Consider the following 18,411-nt stretch of genomic DNA (forward strand, 5'->3'; position numbering starts at 1 on the left):
GCAGAGCACGCCTGGTTTTACTGTTGTCCGGCAGTGAGCATACGGTGGCCTCACCGCATGGTGGGCATGGAGAAGTATGGCGGACAGACATGACGGGCGCGCGGCATTGTGCAATGTCGCGAAGAAATGACGGCTGGCAGCGAACGCGCGGTCATAACAATACACCCTGTCTGATGGAGAAAAGTCGCGCAATCATGTCACCTTACGCCATGTGGGGCAAGACAGCGCGTGGAGAAAATCGGGGTTTTAAGCAACGAATTTACAGCCTTGTTCTTTATCTTTTTGATTATTATTGTTAAAAATTAATCCTTAAAATAAGTAAGCATGAGATTCGCATAAAAATGCAGTTATCGGGCGCGCTTTTCTCCCTCTCACTGTGGGCTTATGCTGAAACCCATCGCGATACAGACTCAGGCAGGAGCTCAATGTGGTAACCGGACCTTTTATCAATGCAGCGGCAGTACTGCTGGGCGGATTGCTCGGCGCGGCGTTAAGCCAGCGGCTTCCCGAGCGGCTGCGCAGTTCGATGCCCTCGATTTTCGGCCTGGCGTCGCTCGGTATTGGCATTTTACTGGTGGTGAAGTGCGTGAACCTGCCGGTGATGGTGCTCTCGATGCTGCTCGGCGCGCTGATTGGCGAGCTCTGCTATATCGAAAAAGGAATCGTCAATCTGGTGCATGGCCTGAACGGCGTGGCGCGCCGGTTGCGGCCCGGTAAAAACGCGCGGCCTGCGCAGGACAATTTCGTGCAGAGCTTTGTGGCGATCATCGTGCTGTTTTGCGCGAGCGGAACCGGCATTTTTGGCGCGATGCGCGAAGGCATGACCGGCGACAACAGCCTGCTTATCGCCAAGGCGTTTCTCGATTTCTTCACCGCCACGATTTTTGCGACGACGCTTGGCGCCGCCGTCGCGGCCATCTCCATCCCGATGCTGCTTATCCAGTTAACGCTCGCCGCCGGCGCGGTATTTATCCTGCCGCTGACTACACCCGCGATGATGGGCGATTTTACCGCGACGGGCGGTTTGCTGCTGCTGGCGACGGGCCTGCGCATCTGCGGCATCAAGATGTTCGCGGTGGTTAATCTGCTGCCCGCGCTGCTGATTTCAATGCCACTTTCCGCGCTCTGGACGCGTTTCTTCGCGTAAGGCATTAAAACGGCTATTTCGCAAGCAAAGTGGCGCAGGAATGGGCGGGCGGCGCAGAATTCGCGGAATTTCGTTGACGCCGTAAGTTGAATCGGGTTTAATGCGCCCCGTTGCCCGGATAGCTCAGTCGGTAGAGCAGGGGATTGAAAATCCCCGTGTCCTTGGTTCGATTCCGAGTCCGGGCACCACTAATTTAGAGAACCCGCCCACAAGGCGGGTTTTTGCTTTTGGAGAGCCGGACTCTCCATCGAACTGCGTTCGATTCACTCGTCGCATCCCTGCGACTCGCCCTGCGGGCAGCGCGATGCGCTGTGCAAAAACGCTCCCGGCGTTTTTGTCCGGTCCAGGCGCCACTAATTTAAAGAACCCGCCCACAAGGCGGGTTTTTGCTTTTGGAGAGCCGGACTCTTCATCGAGCTTGTCTGATGATTCGCTGTATGTGGTTTAAAGCTTCGGCAAATGGCTCACAGAGCGGTAAACGGCGGAAGGTCTACATCAAAGCGGGCAAGCCACCGGGCGGTGGAATTTCTGTCAAAACGAATTTCACCGGCAATCGAGCCATACCCCAGGCTACCAATTTCCGGTGCGCGTATAGGTTTAAGCACCTTATTCACTTTCACGTACAGTTCAGGGTATGGGTTATCCTTAATCCAGCCTAACTCCGGCCATTCTCCGGCGCGGATAATAACACCAGCATCATAAGGTATTATCTCAATCGATGAGTTGCCCAGAGCACTCCGTAAATACTGAATCCCACCCAGTTTATTTAGCCACTCACTGTTAAAAAAGGTATACCAGTTAACGGAGCGTAGGCCCGCCCTCATTTTTTTATCCGTATTAGAATTAATAACATCAACACCATTAAACTCATTGCAAATTTCATATTCGCGATGCTGGTATCGCTCCTTTTCGTAGCACTGTTGTATACCTAACCCCATAAGTCCGTGCATAGGTTTTAAAACAATACAAATTTGAAAAAGAAAATCTTCCAAATGCTTCTTGTTATTTAACAATAACACTGGAAGATAAAACCCAAAACAACTCACCCGTTTATGAATTGACTCGTACCACCCAGCAGTGGAACTGACACTAACCGCATAATTGCTGGCATAGCGAAACCCTTTTTCGGAATACCATAGAAAATCCAAATCGTTGCCAAAACTTCCAATGATAATTTCTTTGAATTTTTTTAACGAAATAGCCCTATAGTCAATCTCCGCATTAGGATCATCAATATACCCCCACTTCAATTTCGCACCGAATTCATTGTGGTAAAGCTGCCAGGCTTCAGCTATTCTGGCACGGTTTTCTTTGGTATAACCTTTATCCAGGTAAAACCATGCCACTAATCCCACCTGTAAGGCGTTATGGTGTTCCGGGTCATCTTCCGCACCGTAAGTAAAATCGCATTCGGCCTGCTTAAATTTCTCAAAAAAATCCATTTTATCTTTTCCTTAACAGGGCCTGCTCTCTGACAAGAGGCCCTTTTTTATTATTCTGGCATGATGAAAACGCTGCCTTTATCATCTCGCTTCAGCAGTTGCCAGAGGGCACGGTGTTTATTGCCGTGTTTATCTTCAAAATAAGGCATCTTCTGCCCTTCCCGCGTTTGAATATAGTCGGTGGTGCCGTTGACAATCGTGGCCCACTGGCCCGCGTAAGGCGCAATATCGTCTGTCCAGCAGCTTATCCGCACCGGATCTTTTGCCGCTGGCATGGTGGCAAGCGGCGGAAGGTCTACATCGAAACGGGCAAGCCACCGGGCGGTGGAGTTTCTGTCAAAACGGATTTCGCCGGCAATCGAGCCATAACCCATACTATCCAATTCTGGTGCGCGAATAGGTTTAAGCACCTTATTCACTTTCACGTACAATTCAGGGTATGGGTTATCCTTAACCCAGCCTAACTCCGGCCATTCTCCGGCGCGGATAATAACGCCATTATCATAGTTTATTATTTCAATTGACGGATTACTGAGAGCACTACGTAAATATTGAATCCCACCCAATTTATTTAGCCATTCATTGCAAAAAAAGGTATACCAGTTAACGGCGCGTAGGCCCGTCCTTAACTGTTTGTCGGTACGCCCACCGGGAATATCTATACCAAGAAAATCCTGAGCTATATCATATTCTAAATGTTGGTATCGCTCTTCCTCCTGACATTGCTGCACACCTAAACCCATTAAACCATGGACGGGATTTAAAATCGTACAAAACCGGATGAGCAAATTTTTAAGCTCCTCCTTTTTTGCTAACTCTGCAACTGGTAAATAAAAACAAAAATAACTCACACTCCTATGAATCATTTCATACCAGCCAGCCGGAGAGCCAGCGCTTACCGAGTAATCACTGGCATAACGAAACCCCTTATCCGAATACCAATGAAAATAAAAATCATCACCAAAACTGTCAGCGATTACCCCTTTCAATTTTTTAGCTAAAGCTGTGTTGTAACTTTTATCTTTATTAGGATCATTAATATAACCCCACTTCAATTTCGCACCGAATTCATTGTGGTAAAGTTGCCAGGCTTCAGCAATTCTGGCCCGGTTTTCTTTGGTATATCCTTTATCCAGGTAAAACCATGCCACTACCCCCACCTGTAAGGCGTTATGGTGTTCCGGATCATCCTCCGCACCGTAAGTAAAATCGTATTCGGCCTGCTTAAATTTCTCAAAAAAATCCATTTATCCGCTCCTTAATCGGGCCAGTAAACAAAATCCTGAGCTTGCTTCAGGGTAAATGTATTCGATGGCTGTTCTTCAGGTTCAGCCGCCGTCGCCATGCCGAGGCCGCCTGCCGGCAGCAAAAAGGTGGTTGCCGTTCTGGCATACCGCACCGCAGTCCCGGCAATCATGCCCGTCAGGCTTTCTCCCGTCGCTACCGCGACGGCTCCCACGCCTGCCGTGGCGGGTATAACAATCATTTGCCCCCCCAGCAACGCCCCGAGAAACCCGGCGGCTCGCTCCCGTTCCTGCGCCTGCCGGGCGATGTCCCCGGCATCTTGCTGTGGTTTTAAGGTATTGACCTCCATGCCCGCAGGGGGCACCCAGTAGTCGCCGGCCAGCTGATAGAAATGGTGTTGTACCTGGCGAAACTCTTGCTCCATTTCTCCTTCCAGCAGGTGATACGATGGCACATCCGGGCGAAGGCAGATCTGTTCGGTTTCTCCCAGCGCATCCGCTACCGGTTTATAGACCGGCTCCTGAACGGCATCCCGTATCCACTCGCGTTTGCGTTTGTCGTCTATTTGACAGACGTCGGTTTCAAGTAGACGGAAATTATCCTCATTGCCAGCTATGTTCATATAATTTATTTGCTGTTCACGACTTAATCTGTCCCCCGGAAACTTAATCTCAATCACCGTATGAATATTTCCCTGGCTAAAGGCAGCGTTACCCGTCAGGGTGACGTCGCTGATTCGGATAACATCCGGTATCCGAAAGCTCCCCTTGCGTTTGAGCACAATATCCAGCGCATCATCCAGCATGATGTCACCGGCCTCCGGCGCAGGTAGTGTTTCCAGTTCATCCCGCGTCAGCAATTCGATAACGCGCTCCACTTGCCCCTCGGCCATTTCCCGCAGGCGCACTTCATAACCTTGTTTTATCAGGCGATATTGCGCGAGCGGGAAGCTGCTCGGCCAGTTAGGGTGCCGCCTGCTCATTAGCGACGAGGGCGGATTGCGCGTCATGTCGTAGCCCACTTCGCCAATGTAGGGAAAATGGTAATTAAAGTTCCTGTCATCCTGCCGAATAAGCCGGGTCACCTTTCGCTGATACATCATCTTCCCGTCGGAGCGCTTTACGGGATATTTCAGAGCGTAGTTAACCTTCTCGCACAGGTACCATAAATCCAGCGGATTGGTGACTCTGGCCACCGTACCTTCAGGCGCTTTTACTGTTGTTGCCGTTCTTTGCGGCTCGCCCGGCATGCCGGCGGCTCTCTTCCCTGCTGCCATCAGTTTTCCTCATTGTCGTAATCTGAAAAATCGAGCGACAGCGAGGTGCGGCTATCCCAGTAGCTGGCGCTGAAATATTCCCGGCGGAAATGTTCCGGGTGCGGTGTCAGCGCGATTTCCTCACTCTGTTTGCTCCAGGCGCGCTGCGTCTCACCGTTGGCATCGGTTTCACCGCGCAGCGTGCCGCCCGAAAACGTGAGTGTATAGGGGAAGCCAGCCAGCGGCTCATTCGTTGCCTGGTCGCGCACAATAAAGAATTCGCTGTACCCATCCGCTATGGGCATAACGGGCATCTCCTGCGCCATCACAGCCCCCGCCCCTACATACGTTCGCGGCACCCTGCGCAGATACACTCCGGTCGTGCCATATTCGATTTTCCCTTGTTCTATTTTCAGGTAGCTGCCGCCGCCGATAAGCGTGATGCGCTTCTTGCCGGCAAAGGAAATATCTCAACCAGTATTTTTTTATTTTTATTTAGATGAAATTCTTACATATTAATATAAACTTTAGCCACCATAGTTGATAAAATGAATATAAACAGCTTTATTACCAATAATTCCTACCTTCTCATCATCCTCCGTAGATGTCCTGAGCTGGATAACAAAAATTTGGCTCTCTTTAGGTAAACATAGGCCATTACTTAATTTACCATTTAAGCAATAATAATCATCCCCCATCCAATAACCTAACTCACTTTGATCATAGGGTGTTGACAACTTATTATCTATGACAAGTATACTGTCACAGTCATTATCAAGAGGTTTCCAGTTTCTCATAATACCCTCACTAAAACGAAACCACATTTTTTTCAAAGAAACTCTCGACAAAGGCGCATTATCAACGACGACAACCGTGGACTTACAAGTTTTCCCCCAGATATCATTATATTGAGTTTGCTGGTAGATGCTGTTTATTTCCCCCTGCCTTAGGTAAAAAATATAAAACACATAAAAGGCGCATGTTAGTATCAAAAAAGATATCAACTTTAATTTTCTCATGTTAGTCTCCCTCAATCCAAACACTAAAATTCGCCTCATTAATAAACGGCTTGAAATCATAGTGCTGATAACGTTGCAAAATAAACCATGAGCAAAACCAGGGGATAACTTCAAACCCTTTACCATTCATATCTGCTGTATCCAGCCCAAAATGATCCTGGATACAAAATGACAGACGTGCTTTAAAAGTTACGCGATTTGGCATACCAACATTAGCATCAAAAACATCAAGCTCATCGATATATATGTTTGTTGAATATGTATCATGAATAGCGATACCGAGTCCATTAACCCAATCATAATCATCAAACTTTGGTAGCTTTATCCGGCTTCCTATGTCGTTACTTAAATTCTCCAGATCCAACATAGATAATGGCTTGAAATTATTTTCATTTAATCTTTGACTGATCAGCCTTTTAATTTCTTCAACGCACATCTTCGTGGTTTTATGCTCTAAAAAGGCTTTATTAAGAAGCTCATGCCTCAATATACCACCTTCGTTCCTTTTAAATTTATCCAGCATAATTCTAATTAACGGAGAATATTCCCCCCAGGCAGTCCATTCGGCCATATTGTCCATTGTGGCGAAATGCTCTTCCAATGTCTTGTCAAAATTAAAGAAACTCTTCTTAAGTTCCTTGCCATAAATATTAATCTTGTTTACCTTTCCCTGCTCCAGGATCTGCTCTTTGTTTAAATCTCCGTGACGCATATCATCAACAGTGAAATCATTCATTTTTTTATGCTTAATACTATTAGCACTTGAATAGATGAGCCGGCGTTCTGCTTTCTGTAGTTGGATAATCAGGCCTCGGGGATCGAAATGCCAGACCTGGCCAGTTAACTCGCTCTGAATACTTGCTGGCAGTTTTTCAAAAAACGATAACGCCTTCACATATTCCTTCAGGGCCGTGTAACTCTTATCATTCATGGGTTCAGACAACGAAGCATTAGGTTTTTTTAGCCATGAAAATCGTGCATCAAATGATGAAAAGTCCCACTCCAGGGGAAATTTACAAATAGACCGGGTGAAATCCGCACACCGTTTCTCCCGTGCTTTTTTTACTATTTTTGAATTGCATTGGCTGTCTGGGGTTAAATCATCGTCTACAAGAATCCATCCGGCCCAGTCCGGAAAATCAGCATCTGTCCAGGTCTTAATTTTAGGTGAGGATACATCTACCCATCCCTCGCCACCAGGGTAAATCACCTTAACCCACTCACTGTATATTTGATGTCCCCTGACGACCGGTGTGGGCTCGCAAATATAGTCTACAGCTATCGCCGTTTCTCCCACCAAATCGTAACTTCCATCAACCTTACGCATCGTGCGTGTTTTCGTTCCTTCATGGACAATATAGAGCTCTATAGAAGTGTGACAAAATGGGAAAAGTGATAACTCATAAGGCGAGTTTCCATTATATACGGGCGTTCCCGCAGGAAAATAAAAGTAGCGATTACCGTAGCGAGATTTAGCTCTACCCGAAGCACTAATATCCAGATACCCGCGATCACGACCACAAATTATCTTCAACATTTCAGCAGAGCAGCACATCTGAAAATGGTAAGCGTTGCGTCCACCAACCATACCTGTAGTACCAATGATCTGCCCCCGTCTGACGTTAATACCAGACTTGCTCAGAATTTCCGGGCGCACCTGCTTCATATGCATTGTGAGTGAATAAAACACGCAGGTTTCCGGAATTTCACCAATCAGCATTTCATGGCGGATAAGCACACAACCGTTATCCGTTGCACCCTCATAGTTGAGAGGTTTCGTACCTCGTTTTTCTGGTGAAGCCGGATAGCTTGCCCAGACAACCACACCATCAGCAACAGCTCTCAGCGGGTTAGCGAACACACCTGAATCAGTATGAGGGATGTGAATTCCGCCATGCCATGACTCAACGCCATTTACAGGAAAACCCCGAGCCGGGTCGACAGGCATAGTACGCATAACCCAGGAGGCATAATCTTCATCATCCTTACGGGGAAATAAAATTGGCGGTGAAATATGCATTAGCGAGCTCCTTGCTTATGAAAATAAAAATACGTTGAGTGCCGCAGGCATTTCTTCAAAACTATTGTATGAAGGCAAATCAACAGCCATTGCAGCCGCCGCCCCTACATACGTTCGCGGCACCTTGCGCAGATACACTCCGGTCGTGCCATATTCGATTTTCCCTTGTTCTATTTTCAGGTAGCTGCCACCGCCGATAAGCGTGATGCGCTTCTTGCCGGCAAAGGAAATATCGCGGGTGGAGGTCATTGTCAGCTTCTTCTGTGCCGCCAGACTCATCCTGCCGTTCTGCGCCTGCATCCCGACTGGCCCCTCGCCGGATTTCAGGCTCAGCGGACCGGTGTGGGCAAACAGGCCGAATTTGTCACCCGCCAGCGCTGTCATATTCCCCATCACGCCGACACTGATATCGCCCCCGGCATTGATGGCCACGTTTTTCGCGGCGGCAAGCTGCATATGCTCACCGCTGGTGAACGCCACGCCTTGCGGGCCATGAGCATGAATGATCTGGTTGAGCGGCCTGAGGCGCTCGTTAAACATGGCGGTCTGGCTGGCGGTATCCGCCTGTAATGCCTGCGCCTGCTCTGCGACGCGGCTAAGCTCTTCAATCTGTTGCAGACAAAGCGCGATCTCTTTCAGGGCCGTTTCCATGTCCAGCACTTCGCCTGCGGCTCTGGCCTGCCCTTCAGCGGTGATGAACAGCCCTTTCGCCACGCGAATGACGCCATACTCATCGGTGCGCAGTTCAAAGCCCGCGCCACGCGATTTTCCCTGCGCGTCAGCGACCTGCCCCTCATTTAGCTGTGACGCGCCATAAGGCGTGGTCAGCGCGATATGCTCTTCGCCGCGCCGGTCTTCCATGCGTAACTCGTTGTCGCCCGCGGTACGCAGAATGTTCTGGCTACGGTTGTCGCGATTCACCACATCAGCATGTTCAGAATCATGCAGCGCATGGGCGATGTAGGGCTGATCGATATCGCCATGACGCCAGGCGATCGCGACTTCTGTGCCATCAATAAGCGGCATATGCCAGCCTGCGTCCTCGGCGGTATAAGGCTTCGCCATTCTCAACCACACGTAGCCAAAACCCGGCTCGCTGTCGTTGCGATCAACATCAAGCCTGACCCGGTAACGGCCGTACTCATCAAGATGGGCGTAGATATCGTGTTTCTCGCGGCTTTCCACACGGGCGGGCAGGGTTCCGTGAATTTCAGGGCGCGGCGGGCAATCCGGGCGAAAGCAGTAGCGCTCGGTGTATGGCTGTCCCCACACTGAAACATGCAGGCGGGAGTCACGTGCGCCCCTGTACGTCAGCAGGGTCATTAACACACCATTTTTCAGCGCGGTGATGATATCACCCTGGGGTTCCAGCACCTGGCCGGGCGCCAGATGGGGCGCGTTGCTGAAAAGATGCAGGCGGACTGATTTGTTCAGTTCACGCTCATGATCAATGCGCGCATAAAAGGCGCCGCTCTCCGTCGCGGGTTCAGGATCGTGCTCGTCCCCCTCTTCCTGATAGATGTCGCCATAGCGGTAATGCTCGCCTGTCGTCACTGCCTCACTGCGCACAGCAACCTGCGCCTGCATGGGCGACGTGGCGTTACGGTAGTTATAACGGTTCAAATAAGTCCGCCCTGATACGACGGTGTGCCAGCTACGCACGCCCCAGACGCTTTCCTCCGCCGACAACCCGGACGGCTCCCGGTAGGGCAACCGGATATTGAATTCATACTGAAGTTGCGTGTCGCCAAAAACCACCACATCAAGTTCTGTCGCGTCGTTCATCGCAAAGCGAAACCAGATGCCCACTTCGGCCAGAATCCGCTGGATAAATTCAAGATCGGTTTCCCGCCACTGGGTGATGATGTCGCGGTACGGGTATTCGCGGGAAAGCCGAAACTCAAAATCCGGCCCCTCCAGGCCATGCGCGCGCAGCACCTGCTCTACAACTTCAGGCACCGACTGGTTCTGGAAAATGGCGCAGCGACGGGTACGGGAGAGCAAAGCGAGACGAGATTCCAGCGTGACCGCATAATGAGACTGGTCAGCGTTTGTTGACAGCCACTCAAAACGGGTAATAACACCATAAATAGTTTTCAGCCCATTCATATCAAAACGGGCATACTTCATCAGGATATCCTCGCGCTGAACGGTGTGCGGCGTGGTAAATTCAATTCGCCACGAAAAAGGCTCACTTAGCGCCTCCCGTCCTCTGAATATCAGCACATCGGGGTTTACAGGGCAGTCGTTAATATCCAGGTGATAACGCGATAAAGAAATATTACCGGTGATTGCTGTATGTTTCATTCACTTACGTATCCCTGTAATAATAATGCTTTTATTTCAAAAGCACTTTAATGAAGTGATTATTCTCTTTTAATTATCTGCCAAAAACAAGTTATCGAAATTATCGCCGCGTTATTACAACGAGTTTATTTGAACGTGTCGCTAAATGCGTTTGAGTATAGTAATCCAGTAACGCATTGATAAACACGACAGTGGTCTTTTATTTCATTCATTATTTGTTATATGAAGCCTAGCCTTATTCATATTATTTATGCATTTACTTTTCCGGACCATTATTTGTGCTTCTGATGAGAGATTAAAGAAAAGAGATGATATCTGATACATCCCTTTATAAAGCGCACGCCCTGGTAACGCATCGGGGAAATGAGCCCTGGAGACAGGAGCTTTTAATTTGCACTTAAAGCGTTACGCCAGTAGCGGCTTTGCCATCGAATTATCTGCGTTCTGGATAAAGTTGATGGCTACCAGACCTCATCGCTCCCATTGTTTCTCTCCTTGCAATCCCCCTCTTTTGCGCTAAACAGTAACTTTTACTCAAGTGAAGGATCGCTGATGCCGCTCTCCCGCTCGCTGTATCTACCCATCGGCACATTGCTGCTGGCGCTGCTGCTTCTTCTCACCGCGCTGACCACCGAACGACGGCTTACCTGGCTGATGGAAGTGCTGCCGGTGTTTATCGTGGTGCCGGTGCTGTGGGCCACCGCGAAGCGCTACCCGCTCACGCCGCTGCTCTATGCGTTGATTTTCACCGGCTGCGTGTCGCTTATCGTCGGCGGGATGTATTCCTACGCGCGGGTGCCTGTCGGGTTTATGGTGCAGGAGTTGCTCGGGATGGCGCGCAACCCGTATGACCGGTTCGGCCATGTGTTGCAGGGTTTAGTGGTGTCGCTTTCCGCGCGGGAAGTGCTGGCGCGCGGCGGCTACCGGCTCGGCGCGAAAATGCTCGCGTTCCTGTTCTGCTGCGTGACGCTTGCTATCAGCGCCTTTTACGAGCTGATTGAGTGGTGGGTGGCGCTGGCGCTCGGCAAAGACGCGGATGATTTTCTCGGCACGCAAGGCGACGAGTGGGATACGCAGGCGGATATGCTCTGCGCGCTCCTCGGCGCGTTTATCTCGGTGTTTGCGCTGGCGCGCGGCCACAACCGCCAGCTTAAACGCGTAATGCGCGAATAAAAAAGCCGCCCGCAGGCGGCCTGATGCATTTAGCGCTTGCGCATCTCCGGCAGGAAGAGATCGCCGCGCAGCACGCCGCTGCCCAGCACATCCTGCGTCTTCTCATTCAGCCAGCCCACAATCCGCGCGGCCATCACATCCATTGAGTATTCAATGGCCGGAATGGTCGGCACGCCGGGCATTTGCAGCGTACCCGCAAGGCTGAAGACCATAATGTCGTCCGGCACCGATTTATTAAACGCCTGAAGCTGCGGAATAACCCGCTGCGCCTCCTGGTCATCCGCCACCAGCAGCGCGTTGAAGTTAAGCGTTGTCGCGTTGTTGAGCAGCTCCTGTAACGCCACCGAGGAGGAAGTGGCGTCCATAAACACCAGGTTACGGTTAAACGGCAGGAAGTTGCGCTCCAGCGCCAGCTTATAGCCAAGCAGCACCTGATCGGCGAAGCCGTTGCCCTGCGGGTAAATCAGGGCTATCTGGCGGCGGTTCTGCCGAATCAGATAGTTACAGGCGGTTTCCACGGCGAACGCGTGATCGTAATGCAGACTGGGGGCGTTTTCGCTCTCCATGCAGTCCACGAGGATCACATTTTCCTGAGTGATGTTTAATGGAAACCGCGCGCCGATAATCAGCACATCATCGCACAGGCCGCTGGTAAGTTCGTCCAGCGCGTTCATCACTCCATGCTTGCTGTTAGCAAAGCGCAGCAGCAGGTGTTTTTGATGCTGGCTGAGCTGTTTTTCCAGCGCGTAGAGGTAGCCCGTGGTCTGGTTAATATTCTCCTGCGCGCAGATAACGCCGATGCAGCCGGTGCTCTGGCTTAACAGCGACTGCGCGATAACGTTTGGCCGGTAATTGAGTTCATCGACGGCTTTCAGCACCGCCTGACGGCTGGCTTCCTTCACGCCACGCGACCCGCTCAGCACCCGTGACACCGTGGCTTTTGAGACCCCGGCCAGACGCGATACGTCGTTGATTGTTGACATCTTTTTCCCCTGGCAGAAACCTGGCTTTCTGCATCAAATCTTCATCAAAAATCGTTCAGATGATAACCGCCTGAAGTATATCCGTTTCCCGAAATCATGGAAACCGATTTTCCGTTTCGTGTCCGTGGTACGCATTTCGCCCGAAAAGCTGTGACACAAATCCAATTAATTCTCGCGATAAAGCGGAGATCATGACGGGTTTCACACTTCTCTTTTTTATAAATGGAAATCGGTTTCCATATCCTATCCAATCATCTCCGCAATAAGTTTTTACATTTAAGGATGAGGCCATGTACAAGATTATGCTGTGTTGCTCTGCGGGGATGTCCACCAGTCTGCTGGTGAGAAAGATGGTTGACGCGGCAGGGGAACGGAATCTTCCCGTACAGATTGAAGCCTGGGGCGTTGCCGAATTTGATGCGCAGTTTCCAAAGTATCAGGTGGTGCTGCTCGGGCCGCAGGTGAAGTATATGTTACCGACGCTGTCGCAAAAGGCTGCCGCTCACGGCATTCCTGTTCAGGCCATCGACATGATGGATTACGGAATGCAGCGTGGCGACAAAGTGCTGGATTACGCGCTCTCGCTTATTGAAGCCGCGCATTAGAAACAGGATCTCGCCCATGAGTTCTTTATATCAGTCGATGGTTGCCGTTATTGAACAGACGATTACGCCGCTCGCCGGGAAACTCGGCCAGCAGAAATATGTTATCGCCATTCGTGACGGCTTCACTGCGGCGCTGCCGTTCATGATTATCGGCTCGTTTATGCTGGTGTTTATCTTCCCGCCGTTCTCTGCCGATACCACGGTCGGCTTTGCCCGCGCCTGGCTCGATTTCTCGCAGACGTACCGCGAACAGCTAATGCTGCCGTTTAATCTCAGCATGGGCGTGATGACCTTTTTTATCTCCGTTGGCGTCGGCGCGAGCCTCGGGCGTCAGTTCCAGCTCGATCCCGTCATGGCGGGTCTGCTGGCGTTTATGGCGTTCCTGCTGGTGGCCGCCCCCTACGCCGACGGCAAAATCTCCACGCAGTATCTCTCAGGCCAGGGCATTTTCACGGCGCTGATTACGGCGATTTACTCCACCCGCGTCTACGCGTGGCTCAAGGAGCACAAGGTGACCATCCGCCTGCCGAAAGAGGTGCCGACCGGCGTGGCGCGCTCGTTTGAAATTCTCATTCCGGTTATCGCGGTGATGGGAACGCTGCATCCGCTGAACCTGTTTATCGAAGCGCAAACCGGCATGATCATGCCGCAGGCGATTATGCATCTGCTGGAGCCGCTGGTTTCCGCGTCGGACTCCCTGCCCGCCGTACTGCTCTCCGTGCTGCTGTGCCAGATTTTCTGGTTCGCGGGCATTCACGGCTCGCTTATCGTCACCGGCATTATGAACCCGTTCTGGATGGCGAACCTCTCCGCCAACCAGGCGGCGCTGGCCGCCGGGGCCGCGCTGCCGCACACTTATCTGCAAGGCTTCTGGGATCACTACCTGTTGATCGGCGGCGTCGGCTGCACCCTGCCGCTGGCATTTTTACTGCTTAAAAGCCGGGCGACGCACCTGCGCACCATCGGCAAAATGGGCATCGTACCGAGCTTTTTTAATATCAACGAACCGATTCTGTTCGGCGCGCCGATCATCATGAACCCCATTCTGTTTATCCCGTTCGTCTGCGTGCCGCTGGTCAACGCCGTACTCGCCTGGACCGCCACACGACTGGGGCTGATTGAACAGGTGGTGTCGCTCACGCCCTGGACGACGCCTGCGCCCATCGGCGCTTCCTGGGCCGCCAACTGGGCGCTGGCCCCGGTGGTGATGTGCCTTATCTGCATGGTGATGTCAGCGCTGATTTATCTGCCGTTCCTGCGCGCCTATGAACGCTCACTTATTAAGACCGAAGAGCTGAAAGCGCGTAACGCGGCCCCACAGGCGCAAACCGTGACAGGATAATTCCCGTCGCGCCAGGGACGGCGCGGCTCAAATAACGACACCGGAAATAACAGGCATTAAACGCGTGGCGGTATTTCGCTATGCGGGGAGCGTTACGCCTTTTTATTCCCTTTCATCAATGAAGAGTAACAAAGAATGATTGCACTGGAAGAAGCGGTAATGGAAATCATCGTCAATGCGGGGCAGTCGCGCAGCCTCTGCTTTGAAGCGCTGCACGCCGCGCGGGCGGGCAATTTCAGCGAGGCGCAACATCTGCTGCGCGAAGCCGACGGCTACGCCCGTCAGGCGCATAAGATGCAGACGAAGCTGATTGAGCAGGACGCGGGCGAAGGCCGCCAGCCGATGACCTTAATTATGGTTCACGCGCAGGATCATTTAATGAATTCCCTGCTGGCGCGCGAATTTTCTGAAGAGCTGATTCATTTATATCAGCGTCAGTAAATAAATTATTTTATTCGCGGCAGAAGATCTTCTGTGGGCGATAAATAAACCGCTGTACCCGAAACAACGTAAATACGCTTTCCCGATGATAGCGCATTAATTCTGGCCCGCCAGAAGGGAGAGCTGTTGTCTTAATAATAGTGACGATAAAGAGATAATTATGACTACGTTAAAAAAACTTCCATTAGCCCTGGCGGTTATCGCCGCCCTTTGCCCGGTATCCGTGCTCGCTCAGGAATATACCCAGGAACAGATTGACGCCATGGTGGCGAAAGCGGTGGATAAAGCGCTGGCCGAGCGTCAGGAGAAAATCGACGCCGCCATGAACAAAAAAGCCGATGTGGTCACCGAGCCGCAAAGCCCCGCCCAGACGCCGGATCTGGCGATTCCGTTCGGCGTGAAGTTTACCGGTTACGCCCGTTATGGCGCGCATTACCAGAGCGGCGATCAGAAATATGTCGCGGTTGACGGCTCCTATAACGGCGCCTCCGCGATTGGCCGTCTCGGCAACGAAGGCAACGGCGGCGAATTCCAGCTCTCGAAGGCCTTTAAAGGCGGCAACGGCGCAATCTGGGATGTCAACGTGATGTTTGACCACTGGGGCGACGAAGTGAACCTGAAAAAAGCCTACGCGGGCGTGACCAATCTGCTGGAATCGAACCCGAACGCCTATTTCTGGGCCGGCCGCGATTTCCACCAGCGTCCGCAACAGGGTATCAACGACTACTTCTGGATGAACCACGACGGCCAGGGTGCCGGGGTGAAGAACTTCGATCTGGGCGGCGTTCAGTTTGATGTGGCGGTGGTAGCCGCCGTGGAATCCTGTAGCCCGGAAGTGATGGAAGACGAAGCGAACCCGTCGCGCATCACCTGTACTGGCGGCTCCGGCACCGGTGATAAAGGCAACTACGCGGCGACATCGAAAATCCACGGCATGAAAGTCGGCCCGCTCGATCTGGAGCTGTACGCCAACTACGGCTTTGACTCAAAAGCGGTCGATCGCGATGAGCGCCTGAAAGCCTGGCAGGGCGGCGTGGTGCTGAGCCACACCAACGACAGCGGCGTGAATAAGCTCATCGCCCGCTACTCCGATAATTCAGACAACAGCGTGTATAACAAAACCGACGATCTGACCACGGTATACGCGAGCTTCGAAGGGCTGCACAGATTCACGCAGCAGGCGCAGGTGGAGTATCTGCTGGCGTTCCACGATTACGACAATGACCGTGACGATCGCGATAACCGTCGCAACTATAACGCCATCGTGCGTCCGATGTATTTCTGGAACGACGTCCACTCGACCTGGCTTGAAGCGGGCTGGCAGCGCGTTGATTACCAGGAAGGCGGCGATAACAGCGGCTGGAAAGTGACGCTCTCGCAGAACATGTCTATCGCGATGGGCCCGGAATTCCGCCCGATGCTGCGCTTCTACGTGACCGGCGGCGAAGTGGATAACAAACGCACCGCCCGCGTCAATAATACCGACGACACCACGCTCGATTCGCTGAATATCGGCGCGATGTGGGAAGCCTGGTGGTAATCAGGCAGGGATAACGTACACAAAAAAACCCGCCGCCGGCGCACCGGGGCGGGTTTTTCTGTTTATCGCGCGTTACGCCGGGCTTGCTGCGGGTGGGTTTCGGCCCTCTTCAGCCGCCTCCTGCGGCTTTTCTTCTTCCGGCACATCAGGCTGGATAATCACACGGCTTGGCAGCGCAAGGCGCACACCCAGCTCCTGAAGCCCTTCCATAATGCGCAGGTTGATCTCCTGCTGCAGGTCCATGTACTGGTTGTAATCCGCCGTATTAATGATGTGCACCACTTCGTAGGTCAGGCGATCCTGATCAAAAGTGGCGAAGTGCGCGCGGTCGAAACGGGTATCGCCGCTCTGCTCGATAATGGATTTCACCATCGGGCCAATCTGGCGCAGCTTCTCCGGCGGCGTGGCGAGCGAGACGCCAAAGGTGAATACGATACGGCGCGTCTGCATGCGTTTGTAGTTGTGAATGGTTTGCTGAAGCAGAATGGCGTTCGCGCAGACAATCTGCTCGCCGCTTAAGCTGCGGATACGCGTGGTTTTCAGGCCGATATGTTCGATGGTACCGGAGACATCGTTAAAGACGATGAAATCGCCAATTTCAAAGGGTTTGTCAAAGCCAATCGAGAGCGAGGCGAACACATCGCTCAGCACCGTCTGCACCGCCAGCGCAATAGCGATACCGCCGACGCCGAGGCTCGCCACCAGCGCGGTGATATTGACCCCGGCGTTAGCAAGAATCGACAGTAGCATCACCGCCCAGATCAGCGCGCGGATTATCAGCCCCAGAATAACCATCGTCACCGGATTACGATGCGTGCCAGGGCGCATTAGCGAATGGTGCAGCCACGACTGCACCGCCTGATCGAACCAGAGCGCGATTTGCAACGCCAGCACCAGGAACCAGGCGTGGGAAATTGTACTGTGTATCCGGTCAGGCAGGCTGACAAACTGCAAACTGAAAAGAAAGGCGGCGAAGAGGATCAAAATGCGTCGCGTCTTTCTTAATACGTCGAGAAAGACCTTATACGCTGAGCCGTTATTATGTTCCTCCGCCCAGCGCGCGATGCGCTTGTGCAGTATCGCGAGAATTTTACTGACGACCCAGTAAGTGACGAGGGTTATCGCCAGCACCAGCAAGACATTTCCCCAGAACGTTAATGATGTCATCAGGCGCAAAAAATTGGTGTGCAGAATGTAATCCATTCTTCCTCCCTGGTCGGTAGCCCTAAAGTGAAACCTGAGTATAGACCATCGCTAAGAGGGCTCTTTTCATAGGGTTAGGCTGTCTTCGAGCATAAAAAAAGCCCCTTCATCAGAAGGGGCTTAATGCAGAAATTAACAGAGCGGGGCTTCACGCCGTAACGGCTTAATACCCTTTTGAGCGGGAGATTTTATCCAGATACCCCATCACAAACGCCGACAGCACAAATGTCAGGTGGATAATGACATACCACATCAGTTTATTATCCGGCACGTTCTTCGCATCCATAAAGACACGCAGCAGGTGAATAGAGGAGATGGCGACGATCGACGCCGCCACTTTATTTTTCAACGAGCTGGCGTCCATTTTCCCCAGCCAGCTCAGTTTTTCCTTACCTTCATGAATATCAAGCTGGGAGACGAAGTTTTCATAGCCGGAAAACATCACCATGACCAGCAATCCGCCCACCAGCGTCATGTCTACCAGCGACAGTAACAGCAGGATCAGATCCGCCTCAGCAATCGTCAGAATGTTCGGCAGAACGTGAATAATTTCCTGGAAGAATTTGACGGTCAGCGCCAGCAGCGCCAGAGAAAGCCCGAAATAAACCGGGGCCAGCAGCCAGCGTGAGGCGTACATTGCGTTTTCGATAAAGCGTTCCATAGCGTCCTGAAAAATAGCCAGAATGGCT

Annotated in this window: 16 protein-coding genes and 1 tRNA gene; 7 read left to right on the plus strand and 10 right to left on the minus strand. The window is 51.8% G+C overall.

From position 1 onward, the window contains the following. Positions 1 to 427 precede the first annotated feature (427 nt). Positions 428 to 1,147, plus strand: coding sequence for a DUF554 domain-containing protein (locus ACUW6V_RS09505; RefSeq protein ID WP_015742506.1), 720 nt, complete (start codon positions 428 to 430; stop codon positions 1,145 to 1,147). Between the two features lie 112 nt (positions 1,148 to 1,259). After that, positions 1,260 to 1,335 (plus strand) — tRNA-Phe (locus tag ACUW6V_RS09510). A gap of 276 nt (positions 1,336 to 1,611) precedes the next feature. On the opposite strand, the gene ACUW6V_RS09515 is transcribed toward ACUW6V_RS09510, so the two are convergent. The 7 genes from ACUW6V_RS09515 to ACUW6V_RS09545 all read right to left on the minus strand — a co-directional run bounded on the left by ACUW6V_RS09515 (position 1,612) and on the right by ACUW6V_RS09545 (position 10,435). Then, a complete protein-coding gene (locus ACUW6V_RS09515) occupies positions 1,612 to 2,589 on the minus strand; it encodes a type VI immunity family protein (protein WP_454038288.1) in 978 nt (325 codons plus the stop codon). Between the two features lie 50 nt (positions 2,590 to 2,639). Continuing rightward, positions 2,640 to 3,836, minus strand: coding sequence for a type VI immunity family protein (locus ACUW6V_RS09520; protein WP_454038289.1), 1,197 nt, complete (start codon positions 3,834 to 3,836; stop codon positions 2,640 to 2,642). 11 nt (positions 3,837 to 3,847) lie between these two features. Next, positions 3,848 to 5,110, minus strand: a complete 1,263-nt coding sequence (locus ACUW6V_RS09525; RefSeq protein WP_454038290.1) for a VRR-NUC domain-containing protein — start codon at positions 5,108 to 5,110, stop codon at positions 3,848 to 3,850. Further along, positions 5,110 to 5,394, minus strand: coding sequence for a hypothetical protein (locus tag ACUW6V_RS09530; protein ID WP_234004853.1), 285 nt, complete (start codon positions 5,392 to 5,394; stop codon positions 5,110 to 5,112). Before ACUW6V_RS09530 ends, ACUW6V_RS09525 begins: the two co-directional genes overlap by 1 nt. A gap of 222 nt (positions 5,395 to 5,616) precedes the next feature. Then, the gene (locus ACUW6V_RS09535; protein WP_454038291.1) at positions 5,617 to 6,108 is read right to left on the minus strand and encodes a hypothetical protein; all 492 of its coding nucleotides are present in this window, start codon (positions 6,106 to 6,108) and stop codon (positions 5,617 to 5,619) included. A 1-nt stretch (position 6,109) separates the two neighbouring features. After that, positions 6,110 to 8,128, minus strand: coding sequence for a DUF3289 family protein (locus ACUW6V_RS09540; RefSeq protein WP_454038292.1), 2,019 nt, complete (start codon positions 8,126 to 8,128; stop codon positions 6,110 to 6,112). A 15-nt stretch (positions 8,129 to 8,143) separates the two neighbouring features. Beyond that, positions 8,144 to 10,435, minus strand: coding sequence for a type VI secretion system Vgr family protein (locus tag ACUW6V_RS09545; RefSeq protein WP_454038293.1), 2,292 nt, complete (start codon positions 10,433 to 10,435; stop codon positions 8,144 to 8,146). Between the two features lie 552 nt (positions 10,436 to 10,987). On the opposite strand from ACUW6V_RS09545, the gene ACUW6V_RS09550 reads away from it, so the two are divergent. Further along, a complete protein-coding gene (locus tag ACUW6V_RS09550; RefSeq protein WP_454038294.1) occupies positions 10,988 to 11,608 on the plus strand; it encodes a DUF2238 domain-containing protein in 621 nt (206 codons plus the stop codon). Positions 11,609 to 11,637: 29 nt separating this feature from the next. Here ACUW6V_RS09550 and ACUW6V_RS09555 read toward each other — a convergent pair whose 3' ends face one another. Beyond that, the gene (locus tag ACUW6V_RS09555) at positions 11,638 to 12,591 is read right to left on the minus strand and encodes a LacI family DNA-binding transcriptional regulator (RefSeq protein ID WP_105606127.1); all 954 of its coding nucleotides are present in this window, start codon (positions 12,589 to 12,591) and stop codon (positions 11,638 to 11,640) included. A 290-nt stretch (positions 12,592 to 12,881) separates the two neighbouring features. Between ACUW6V_RS09555 and ACUW6V_RS09560 the strand changes: the two genes are divergently transcribed. From ACUW6V_RS09560 to ACUW6V_RS09575, 4 genes are all read left to right on the plus strand, one after another. Beyond that, on the plus strand, positions 12,882 to 13,196 hold the full coding sequence (locus tag ACUW6V_RS09560; RefSeq protein WP_454038295.1) for a PTS sugar transporter subunit IIB: 315 nt from the start codon (positions 12,882 to 12,884) through the stop codon (positions 13,194 to 13,196). A 16-nt stretch (positions 13,197 to 13,212) separates the two neighbouring features. Beyond that, positions 13,213 to 14,538, plus strand: a complete 1,326-nt coding sequence (locus ACUW6V_RS09565) for a PTS cellobiose transporter subunit IIC (protein ID WP_004384872.1) — start codon at positions 13,213 to 13,215, stop codon at positions 14,536 to 14,538. 135 nt (positions 14,539 to 14,673) lie between these two features. Next, positions 14,674 to 14,979 carry a PTS lactose/cellobiose transporter subunit IIA gene (locus ACUW6V_RS09570; protein ID WP_004384871.1) on the plus strand — a complete coding sequence of 102 codons (306 nt, stop codon included), beginning with the start codon at positions 14,674 to 14,676 and terminating at the stop codon, positions 14,977 to 14,979. A gap of 160 nt (positions 14,980 to 15,139) precedes the next feature. Next, entirely contained in the window at positions 15,140 to 16,519 is a 1,380-nt protein-coding gene (locus ACUW6V_RS09575; protein ID WP_069681686.1) for a carbohydrate porin, read from the plus strand. A gap of 72 nt (positions 16,520 to 16,591) precedes the next feature. On the opposite strand, the gene ACUW6V_RS09580 is transcribed toward ACUW6V_RS09575, so the two are convergent. Then, entirely contained in the window at positions 16,592 to 17,722 is a 1,131-nt protein-coding gene (locus ACUW6V_RS09580) for a mechanosensitive ion channel family protein (protein WP_085046390.1), read from the minus strand. A gap of 163 nt (positions 17,723 to 17,885) precedes the next feature. Further along, positions 17,886 to 18,383, minus strand: coding sequence for a TIGR00645 family protein (locus tag ACUW6V_RS09585; protein WP_004384868.1), 498 nt, complete (start codon positions 18,381 to 18,383; stop codon positions 17,886 to 17,888). Positions 18,384 to 18,411: the final 28 nt, after the last annotated feature.

The organism is Cronobacter sp. 153480017-3 (assembly GCF_053627815.1).

What these genes read in the sequence shown, in the direction of transcription:
- ACUW6V_RS09515 (WP_454038288.1), bottom strand. Translation starts at nt 2,589, where the DNA reads ATGGATTTTTTTGAGAAATTTAAGCAGGCCGAATGCGATTTTACTTAC.
- ACUW6V_RS09520 (WP_454038289.1), bottom strand. Translation starts at nt 3,836, where the DNA reads ATGGATTTTTTTGAGAAATTTAAGCAGGCCGAATACGATTTTACTTAC.
- ACUW6V_RS09525 (WP_454038290.1), bottom strand. Translation starts at nt 5,110, where the DNA reads ATGGCAGCAGGGAAGAGAGCCGCCGGCATGCCGGGCGAGCCGCAAAGA.
- ACUW6V_RS09530 (WP_234004853.1), bottom strand. Translation starts at nt 5,394, where the DNA reads ATGCCCATAGCGGATGGGTACAGCGAATTCTTTATTGTGCGCGACCAG.
- ACUW6V_RS09535 (WP_454038291.1), bottom strand. Translation starts at nt 6,108, where the DNA reads ATGAGAAAATTAAAGTTGATATCTTTTTTGATACTAACATGCGCCTTT.
- ACUW6V_RS09540 (WP_454038292.1), bottom strand. Translation starts at nt 8,128, where the DNA reads ATGCATATTTCACCGCCAATTTTATTTCCCCGTAAGGATGATGAAGAT.
- ACUW6V_RS09545 (WP_454038293.1), bottom strand. Translation starts at nt 10,435, where the DNA reads ATGAAACATACAGCAATCACCGGTAATATTTCTTTATCGCGTTATCAC.
- ACUW6V_RS09550 (WP_454038294.1), top strand. Translation starts at nt 10,988, where the DNA reads ATGCCGCTCTCCCGCTCGCTGTATCTACCCATCGGCACATTGCTGCTG.
- ACUW6V_RS09555 (WP_105606127.1), bottom strand. Translation starts at nt 12,591, where the DNA reads ATGTCAACAATCAACGACGTATCGCGTCTGGCCGGGGTCTCAAAAGCC.
- ACUW6V_RS09560 (WP_454038295.1), top strand. Translation starts at nt 12,882, where the DNA reads ATGTACAAGATTATGCTGTGTTGCTCTGCGGGGATGTCCACCAGTCTG.
- ACUW6V_RS09565 (WP_004384872.1), top strand. Translation starts at nt 13,213, where the DNA reads ATGAGTTCTTTATATCAGTCGATGGTTGCCGTTATTGAACAGACGATT.
- ACUW6V_RS09570 (WP_004384871.1), top strand. Translation starts at nt 14,674, where the DNA reads ATGATTGCACTGGAAGAAGCGGTAATGGAAATCATCGTCAATGCGGGG.
- ACUW6V_RS09575 (WP_069681686.1), top strand. Translation starts at nt 15,140, where the DNA reads ATGACTACGTTAAAAAAACTTCCATTAGCCCTGGCGGTTATCGCCGCC.
- ACUW6V_RS09580 (WP_085046390.1), bottom strand. Translation starts at nt 17,722, where the DNA reads ATGGATTACATTCTGCACACCAATTTTTTGCGCCTGATGACATCATTA.
- ACUW6V_RS09585 (WP_004384868.1), bottom strand. Translation starts at nt 18,383, where the DNA reads ATGGAACGCTTTATCGAAAACGCAATGTACGCCTCACGCTGGCTGCTG.